The organism is Phenylobacterium sp. (assembly GCF_036723115.1).
Lineage (GTDB): Bacteria > Pseudomonadota > Alphaproteobacteria > Caulobacterales > Caulobacteraceae > Phenylobacterium.
Genome location: NZ_DAIMHV010000115.1, coordinates 1 through 8,398, shown reverse-complemented (window position 1 = coordinate 8,398; position 8,398 = coordinate 1). Strand labels below are relative to the sequence as shown.

General features: G+C 70.0%; 11 protein-coding genes and 1 pseudogene. All 12 read left to right on the top strand.

The window, feature by feature from the left end:
* Nucleotides 1-115: 115 nt before the first annotated feature.
* Nucleotides 116-952 carry an alpha/beta fold hydrolase gene (locus V7D28_RS11570; protein WP_333587537.1) on the top strand — a complete coding sequence of 279 codons (837 nt, stop codon included), beginning with the start codon at nucleotides 116-118 and terminating at the stop codon, nucleotides 950-952.
* A gap of 22 nt (nucleotides 953-974) precedes the next feature.
* The gene (locus tag V7D28_RS11565) at nucleotides 975-1,766 is read left to right on the top strand and encodes an SDR family NAD(P)-dependent oxidoreductase (RefSeq protein ID WP_333587536.1); all 792 of its coding nucleotides are present in this window, start codon (nucleotides 975-977) and stop codon (nucleotides 1,764-1,766) included.
* A 112-nt stretch (nucleotides 1,767-1,878) separates the two neighbouring features.
* Nucleotides 1,879-2,625, top strand: coding sequence for a YebC/PmpR family DNA-binding transcriptional regulator (locus V7D28_RS11560; protein WP_333587535.1), 747 nt, complete (start codon nucleotides 1,879-1,881; stop codon nucleotides 2,623-2,625).
* A 44-nt stretch (nucleotides 2,626-2,669) separates the two neighbouring features.
* Nucleotides 2,670-3,371, top strand: coding sequence for an MgtC/SapB family protein (locus V7D28_RS11555; protein ID WP_333587534.1), 702 nt, complete (start codon nucleotides 2,670-2,672; stop codon nucleotides 3,369-3,371).
* Between the two features lie 39 nt (nucleotides 3,372-3,410).
* Nucleotides 3,411-3,908, top strand: coding sequence for a ribonuclease H (locus V7D28_RS11550; RefSeq protein ID WP_333587533.1), 498 nt, complete (start codon nucleotides 3,411-3,413; stop codon nucleotides 3,906-3,908).
* 70 nt (nucleotides 3,909-3,978) lie between these two features.
* A complete protein-coding gene (gene ruvC / locus V7D28_RS11545) occupies nucleotides 3,979-4,485 on the top strand; it encodes a crossover junction endodeoxyribonuclease RuvC (protein ID WP_333587532.1) in 507 nt (168 codons plus the stop codon).
* A complete protein-coding gene (gene ruvA / locus V7D28_RS11540; protein ID WP_333587531.1) occupies nucleotides 4,485-5,099 on the top strand; it encodes a Holliday junction branch migration protein RuvA in 615 nt (204 codons plus the stop codon). Before ruvC ends, ruvA begins: the two co-directional genes overlap by 1 nt.
* Nucleotides 5,096-6,133: a Holliday junction branch migration DNA helicase RuvB gene (ruvB, locus tag V7D28_RS11535; protein ID WP_333587530.1), complete on the top strand. Its 1,038-nt coding sequence runs from the start codon at nucleotides 5,096-5,098 to the stop codon at nucleotides 6,131-6,133. The genes ruvA and ruvB overlap by 4 nt, the downstream gene beginning before the upstream one ends.
* Nucleotides 6,134-6,146: 13 nt before the next feature.
* The gene (locus V7D28_RS11530) at nucleotides 6,147-6,611 is read left to right on the top strand and encodes a YbgC/FadM family acyl-CoA thioesterase (protein WP_333587529.1); all 465 of its coding nucleotides are present in this window, start codon (nucleotides 6,147-6,149) and stop codon (nucleotides 6,609-6,611) included.
* A gap of 220 nt (nucleotides 6,612-6,831) precedes the next feature.
* Nucleotides 6,832-7,539, top strand: a complete 708-nt coding sequence (gene tolQ, locus V7D28_RS11525; RefSeq protein ID WP_333587528.1) for a protein TolQ — start codon at nucleotides 6,832-6,834, stop codon at nucleotides 7,537-7,539.
* Between the two features lie 6 nt (nucleotides 7,540-7,545).
* Complete coding sequence (locus V7D28_RS11520) at nucleotides 7,546-8,022, top strand: ExbD/TolR family protein (RefSeq protein ID WP_333587527.1); 477 nt, start codon at nucleotides 7,546-7,548, stop codon at nucleotides 8,020-8,022.
* A 10-nt stretch (nucleotides 8,023-8,032) separates the two neighbouring features.
* Nucleotides 8,033-8,398 (top strand): annotated as a pseudogene (locus V7D28_RS11515) (hypothetical protein); the annotation flags it as partial.

Genomic DNA, 8,398 nt, shown 5'->3' with positions numbered 1-8,398 from the left:
CCTGATCCCCTGACCACCAGGGACTCCGACTAGCTATCCCGGCCGGGAGGGGGCGGCTCGCACGTGCGGGGCCCCCTCCCGGACCCATCAAGAACAACAGAATGGGAGACCGCCCATGCCCCGCGCCTCGGCCAACGGCATCGAGATCGAGTATGAGACCTTCGGCCCCGCAGACGCCCCGCCTGTCCTGCTGATCAACGGCCTGGGGTCGCAGATGACCCGCTGGCCCGTCCCCTTCTGCGAGATGCTGGTGGCCCGCGGCTATCATGTCGTCCGGTTCGACAACCGCGATGTGGGCCTCTCCACCTGGTTCCAGTCGGGCGATCGATACACCCTGTCGGACATGGCCGCCGACGCCATGGGCCTGCTGGACCATCTGAAGATCGACAAGGCCCATATCGTCGGCGTCTCCATGGGCGGCATGATCGCCCAGACCGTGGCCATCGAGCATCCGCAGCGGACCCTGTCTCTGACCTCCATCATGTCCGCCACCGGCGCGCCGGGCACCCTGGATTCCACACCCGAGGCCGCCGCCGTCCTCACCCAGCCCGCCCCTGATCCGACCGTGGACGAGGCGGCCTTCGTCGCCCACGGGATCAAGAACGCCCGCGTCATCGGCAGCCCGGCCTATCCCTGGCCCGAAGAGGCCCTGCGCGAGCGCGTGCTGTCGGACATGCGCCGGGCCTTCAATCCCAAGGGCGTGCAGCGTCAGCGGGGCGCCATCAATGCCAGCGGCGACCGCACCGAAAAGCTCAAGGGCCTGAACGTTCCCACCGTGGTGCTGCACGGTGAAGAGGATCCCCTGGTGCCCAAGGCCGGCGGCCTGGCCACGGCCGCGGCGATTCCGGGGGCGGAACTGCGGCTCATTCCCGGCATGGGCCACGACCTGCCCACGCCGCTCTATGACACCATCATCGACGCCATCGACGCCGCCGCCCGGCGGGCGCGCTGACCTGCAACTGGGAGAGTAATTCATGGGACGTCTCGAAGGCTTCGCCGCCGTGGTCACCGGCGCGGCCAGCGGCATCGGCCGCGCCAGCGCCAGCCTGTTCGCCCGCGAGGGCGCGCGGGTGGTCTGCGTCGACCGGGCCGAGGCCGTGGAAGAAACCGCCGCCTCCATCCAGGCCCATGGCGGGCAGGCTGTGGCCATGACCGGGGACGCTGGCGACGAAGCCTTCGTGGAGGCCTACATCCAGCGGGCGGTGGACACCTTCGGGGGGCTGGACGCGGTCTATGCCAATGCGGGCATCACCGGCGGTCCGACCCCCTTCTTCGAGCTGACGCCCGAGATCTGGGCCGAGGTGCTGCGCATCAATCTGATCGGCCCCTTCCTGGCCATCAAGCACGCCAGCAAGGTGATGGTCCCCAAGGGCAAGGGCTCGATCATCTGCACCGCCTCGGTGGCCGGCATTCGGTCGGGCGCGGGGCCGGCCTCCTATTCGGCCTCCAAGGCCGGCGTCATCAATCTGGCGACCACCGCGGCCAACGAGCTCTATGGCACAGGCGTGCGGGTCAACGCCGTCTGCCCGGGCCTCATCGAAACGGGCATGACCCAGGGCGTCTTCGACTTCGCCCGCGCCCGGGGCACGGAGGACCGCATCGGTCAGCTCAACCCGCTGAAGCGCGCCGGCGTCCCCGACGAGATCGCCCATATGGCGCTCTTCCTGGCGAGCGACGAGGCCTCCTATGTCAACGGTCAGGCCATTGCGGTGGATGGCGGCCTGTCTTCGTCCCACCCGGTGGGCAAGCGGAGCGGCGCCCGCTGAGGCGTCGTGCGGCGGGCGCAGGGCCTTTGCCTTGCGCCCTGCGCGGCGTTAGAAGCGGCGCTTCCGTTTTCTTCGCCCGCCTCAAAGCCAGCCCAAGACCAGACCAGGACCCATGGCCGGACACTCAAAGTTCAAGAACATCATGCACCGCAAGGGTCGTCAGGACTCGGTGCGCTCCAAGCTGTTCTCCAAGCTCAGCCGCGAGATCACCGTGGCGGCCAAGGCCGGCCTGCCCGATCCCATGATGAACGCCCGCCTGCGCCTGGCGGTGGCCAACGCCAAGGCCGAGTCCATGCCCAAGGACAATATCGACCGGGCGATCAAGAAGGCCTCGGGCGCCGACGCCGAGACCTATGACGAGATCCGCTATGAGGGCTTCGGCCCAGGCGGGGTGGGGATCATCGTCGAGGCCCTGACCGACAACCGCAATCGGGCCGCGGCCAATGTGCGGGCCATCTTCGCCAAGAACGGCGGCAATCTGGGGGAAACCGGCGCGGTCTCCTTCATGTTCGACCGGGTGGGCCAGATCGTCTATCCGGCGGCGGCGGGATCAGAGGACAAGGTCATGGAAGCCGCCATCGAGGCCGGCGCCCAGGACGTGGAGTCCGACGAAGAGAGCCACACCATCTTCACCGCCTTCGAGGAACTGTCCGACGTGGCCCAGGCCCTGGAGGCCGCCCTGGGGGAGGCCAAGTCCACGGCCATCGCCTGGCGGCCCAAGACGCTGACGCCCGTGGAGGGCGAGGCCGTCGGCACGCTGATGAAGCTGATCGGCGCGCTGGAAGACGATGACGACGTGCAGAACGTCTATGGAAACTACGACGTCTCCGACGCCGACCTGGAAACCTACGGCGGCTGAACCAGAGGCTTGCAGCCGGACGGGCGCCTGAACGTTCAGGCTCCATGGAGTGGCTGAGCGCCTATGTCCTGCCCGTGGCCGGCGCCGTGCTGGCCGGCGGGCTGATCGGGTTCGAGCGCGAGTACCGCGGCCGGCCGGCGGGATTTCGCACCCACATTCTGGTGAGCCTCGCCTCGGCCCTGCTCATGCTGGCCGCCGTCCATCAGGTGGAATGGATGGGCAAGGTGTCCAGTGACATCATCCAGATTGATCCGGTCCGGATGGCGCACGGCATACTCACCGGCATCGGCTTCCTCTGCGGCGGGGTCATCTTCCGCCATGGGCTCAGCGTGCACGGCCTGACCACGGCGGCCTCCCTGTGGATCACCTCGGCCCTCGGCACCCTCTACGGCGTGGGCTTCTACGGGCTGGCGCTCGGGGGCACGGCGGTCACCCTGATCGTGCTGGGGGTCCTGCGCTGGGCTGACCGCCGCATGCCGCAGCTGAACATCATGGACGTCTCGGTCTGCTACCGGCGCGAAGAGGCCATCGACGAGCGCGCCTTTCGCGATCTGATGTCGGCGCATGGCTTCCACACCGGGGCGGTGACGGAGAAGCTGACCGCCGGCGACGGGACCGGGGCCGCCAAGGTGGAGTACAGCGCCACCCTGCGTGGGGATGGTCCGCTCAAGATCGCGAGCCTGGCCCGCCAGCTGCGCGGCGACGCCCGCGTGCTGGAATACAGCCTCGCCCCCCGGAAGGACTGAGCGACAGGGCCTGCGCCCAGGTGGTAGAACCCCGCCCTCATGACCACGCGACTCTGGATCGAAATCGCCCATCAGGCGGCCTATCGCACCGGCGGCTATGCCTGGGTGCGGCAGGATGGACAGGGCCTGGCCGGTGCGGCCGGCGGCGCCCGGGACCTGGAGGCCGAGGCGCTCGCCGCCCTGGCCCTGGCGTCGGCCGTCAAGGATCTGCCCCCCGGCGCGGCCGTCGCGCTTCATCTGTCCGAGGCCGCCCTGATCGAGGGCGTGCGCGAAATGGGGGCCAGGCGCAACCGGGGCTGGGCCGACGCCGGCGGCGCGCCCCTTCCGGGCGCCGAGGCCTGGGCGCTGGCCGCCCAGGCCCTGGCGGGGCGAGGCCTCAGCCTGGTGCGGACCAAGCCGGCGGAGGCCCGGACAGCGGCGGGGTTCGCCGCCGCCTGGGCCGAACTCGCCCGGGACAAGGCCAAGGCGCAAGGGACCTTCCAGAACGCCATCCCACGACCGAACCTGGCCAAGGTTCCGGGGCTCGCCAAGGACTAACACCCTCTTAACCTGCTCTTGAGCCTAATCGCCCCATAGGAACAATCCCCGAACAGACCTATAGGGAGCCATGGCCGGCATTCGCATTCTCGGACTGGACCCGGGCCTCCGCCGCACAGGCTGGGGAGTCATCGCCGTGGAAGGCGCGCGCATCGGCCATGTGGCCCATGGGGTCATCGCCCCGCGCGACAGCCTGCCCTTCGCCGAACGCCTGCTGATCCTGTTCGATGCGATCGCCCAGGTCGTCGCCGACCACCAGCCGGCGGAGGCCGCGGTGGAAGAGACCTTCATGAACAACAACGCCGCCAGCGCCCTGAAGCTTGGCCATGCCCGCGCCATGGCGCTGGTCGCCCCCGCCAAGGCGGGCCTGCCGGTGGCCGAGTACGCCGCCACCGTAGTCAAGAAGGCCGTGGTGGGTACGGGCGGCGCCGACAAGGACCAGGTGGCCTTCATGATCGCCCGCCTGCTGCCCGGCGCGCGGGGCGTGAGCGCCGACGCCGCCGACGCCCTGGCCGTCGCTATCGCCCATGCCCATGCGCGCACCGCGCGCCAGCTGGCGGCGAGGCGGGTGGCGTGATGATCGGGCGACTGCGCGGCGTCGTCGCCGAGATCGGCGAGGAGGACGCCCTCATCGACGTCCTGGGGGTGGGCTATGTGGTGCGCTGCGGATCGCGCACCCTGTCGCGCCTGCCGCCGGTGGGCGAGGAGACGGTTCTGCACATCGAGACCCAGTGGAGCGAACAGGCCGGCATGCGGCTCTATGGCTTCCTCTCGCGGGACGAGCGGCGGACCTTCCTGATCCTCAAGGAAATCCAGGGCGTCGGCCCCAAGGCGGCCCTGGCTGTGCTGGACGTGCTGTCCCCGGCCGAACTCTCCGCCGCGGCCGGTCGCCAGGACAAGGCCGCCGTGGCCCGGGCGCAAGGGGTGGGGCCGAAGCTCGCCGTGCGCATCGTCACCGAACTGAAGGACAAGAGCCTGACCGACCTGCCGGTCAGCGCCTTCGCCCATCCCGAGGCCGAAGCGCCGGACGCCGCCCCGTCCGCCGCCGGCGAGGCTGTCGCCGCCCTCATGGGCCTGGGCGTCGCCGAGCCCCAGGCGAGGCGCGTGGTGGAGGCCGCCCTGGCCCGGCTGGGTGACGCCGCCGAGCCCGCCGCCCTGATCAAGGCCGCCCTGCAGGAGCTGGGCCGGTGACCCGGCTGGTCTCCGGCGAAAGCGGGCCGGCCGAGGGTTCCGACCGCGCCTATCGCCCCCAGACCCTGGCGGAGTTCGTCGGGCAGGAGCAGTCCAAGGCCAATCTGAAGATCTTCATCGACGCCGCCCGGTCCCGGGGGGACGCCCTGGACCATGTGCTGCTGTTCGGCCCCCCGGGCCTGGGCAAGACCACCCTGGCCCAGATCGTCGCCCGGGAGCTGGGGGTGAATTTCCGCGCCACCTCCGGCCCCGTCCTGGCCAAGGCCGGCGACCTGGCGGCGATCCTGACCAATCTCGAGCCCAACGACGTCCTCTTCATCGACGAGATCCATCGCCTCTCCTCCCAGGTGGAGGAGATTCTCTATCCGGCCATGGAGGACCATGTGCTGGACCTGATCATCGGCGAGGGCCCCTCGGCCCGGTCCATCCGCATCGACCTGTCCCCCTTCACCCTGGTGGCCGCGACCACCCGGGCGGGCCTTCTGGCCACCCCCTTGCGCGACCGCTTCGGCATTCCCCTGCGCCTGGAATTCTACACGCCGGCGGAACTGATGAAGGTGCTGGCCCACGCGGCGGGCAAGATGGGCGTCGAGCTGGCGCCCGAGGGCGCGGCCGAGATCGCCGCCCGCGCCCGGGGCACGCCGCGGGTGGCCGGCCGCCTGCTGCGCCGGGTCCGCGACTTCGCCGCCGCCGAAGGCGCCCCGGTCATCGACCGCGGGGCAGCCGCCCGGGGCCTGGCCCGGCTGGAGGTGGACGAGGTCGGCCTCGACAGCCTCGACCGCCGCTATCTCCGGGCGCTGATCGACAATTATGGGGGTGGGCCGGCGGGGGTCGAGACCATCGCATACGCCATCGCCGAGGCCCGCGACGCGGTGGAGGACGTGATCGAGCCCTATCTGATGCAGCAGGGCTTCATCCAGCGCACCCCCCGCGGCCGGGTGGCCTGCGCCAAGGCCTACGCCCATCTGGGCCTGACCCCGCCGCCCCAGCCGCCGAGCGCGGGTCAGGCCAGCCTGTTCGACGACGAGACCTGAAGGAAGGCCGATCATGGACGCCGACCATCCGCAGCCCTCCGCCGGCTGGATCGAGGGCCGCGAGCATGTGCTGCCGGTACGCATCTATTACGAGGACACCGACTTCACCGGGGTCGTCTATCACGGCAACTATCTGCGCTATTTCGAGCGGGGCCGGTCGGACTTTCTGCGGGTGGCCGGAGTGCGCCACGCGGACCTGCTGGCCCAGGCCGAACCGGCCGCCTTCGCCATCGTGCGCATGGAGATCGACTTCAAGCGCCCGGCCCGCATCGACGACGCCCTGCTGGTGCGCACCCGCTATGACCGCGTGAAGGGACCCAGGTTGTTCATCAGCCAGCAGATCGAGCGGGCCGGCGCCTTGATCGCCTCGGCCGCCGTGGAGGCCGCCTGCATCGGCCTGGACGGCCGTCCGCGCCGCCCGCCGCCGGGGATGACCGAGGCCCTGACCCCCTATTTCGCCCCGGCGGACAGGGCATAAAACCGGCATAAGTGACAGGCCCCGAAGACCGGGGCATGTGCGCTCGATTGAGATCGATTCGCGGGCGACGAGCGGCAACCAGATTTCGGTAAGGTTATTCCTATTCCACTCAGGGGCGTAGGCGCGTGATCGTCATGATTCGGCGCCTTAAGTTCGCCACTGCAAGGTCTTCATTTCAAACGCGCACCTGCGCGCCCTTCGCCACCGGAGCCCACCGACGATGGATCCCGCCGCCCCGACCCTGACGGCTGAGAGCTTCTCGCTGATTTCGCTGTTCATGCGCGCCGACTGGGTGGTGAAGTCAGTGATGATCGGCCTGGCGCTGGCGTCGCTGTTCTCCTGGGCCGTGATCATAGATCGGCTGATCCGGTTCTCGAGCCTCAACCGTCACGCCGACCAGTTCGAGGACGAAGTGTCCACCGGCCGGTCGCTGGAGGACATCGCCGCCCAGGCGGGCGAGCGTCCCCGTCACGCCCTGCCCCGCATGCTGCAGGCCGCCCTGCGCGAATGGCGCGAGGCTCGCGCCAAGGGCCTCTCCAGCGACAGCCAGGCCGGCTTCCTGATGCAGCGGATCGACCGGGTGCTGGACGCCATCATCGCCCGGGAAAGCGCCCGGGTCGAGGAGGGCCTGCCCCTGCTGGCCATCGTGGCCACGGCTTCGCCCTTCGTGGGACTGTTCGGCACGGTCTGGGGCATCATGGAAGCCTTCAAGCAGATCGCGATCCAGCAGAACACCAATCTGACCGTCGTGGCGCCGGCCATCGCCGAGGCCCTGTTCGCCACCGCCATCGGCCTGGCGGCGGCCATTCCGGCCTATATCGCCTACAACAAGTTCTCCTCTGATGCGGGCCGCTACGCCGGCCGGCTGGAAGGCTTCGCCGACGACCTGGCGACCGCCATTCAGCGCCGCCTGGCGGATCGGGGCTGATCTGGCATGGCGCTCTCGGCCCACGACGCCTTCGCCGCCGGCGGTTCGCGCCGCCGCCGCCGCGCCCGGCGCGGCGCGCTGTCGGAGATCAATGTGACGCCCCTGGTGGACGTCATGCTGGTGCTGCTCATCGTCTTCATGATCTCTGCGCCCCTGCTGACCGTGGGCGTGCCGCTGGAACTGCCCAAGACCGAGGCCAGCGCCATTCCCGATCAGTCCGAGCCCCTGACCGTCTCCATCCGCACCGACGGGACCATCTTCATCCAGGAGGAAGAGACTCCGTTCTCGGCGCTCGCCCCGCGTCTTGTGGCCATGGCTGACGGCGCCGTCGAGCGGCCCATCTATGTGCGGGCCGATGGGCGGACCTCATACGAAACGGTGGCCCAGGTCATGGCCGCCCTGGCCACCTCGGGCTTCACCTCGATCAACCTGCTCACCGAAACCGGCGGACCGTCCTCCGGCGCTGGCCAACTGGCCCGCTGAAGGAGCGCTCATGGCCCGGGAGAGGTCCGACCTCAGGTCCGCGCTCCTTGTCTCGGCGATCCTGCACGTCGTTGTGTTGGGCGCCGCCCTGATCCCGTGGCCCTGGGCGCGGGAGCTGAAGGTCGGCTCCACCGTGCCCGTGACCATCGTCTCGAGCATTCCGGCCAATCCCCGGCCGGCGGTCCAGGGCCCAGAACCCCTGCCCGCCCAGACCGAAACCCCCGAGCCTGAGGCGCCGCCCACGCCTGAGCCGGCGCCCGAGCCGCTGGCCGCCGAAACTATCTTCGCCGCCTCGGTCGAGCCGACGCCGGAACCCGCCGCCGTCGAAGACGACGTGCTGGAACTGACCGATCGCTATGAGGCGCCGGCCGAGACC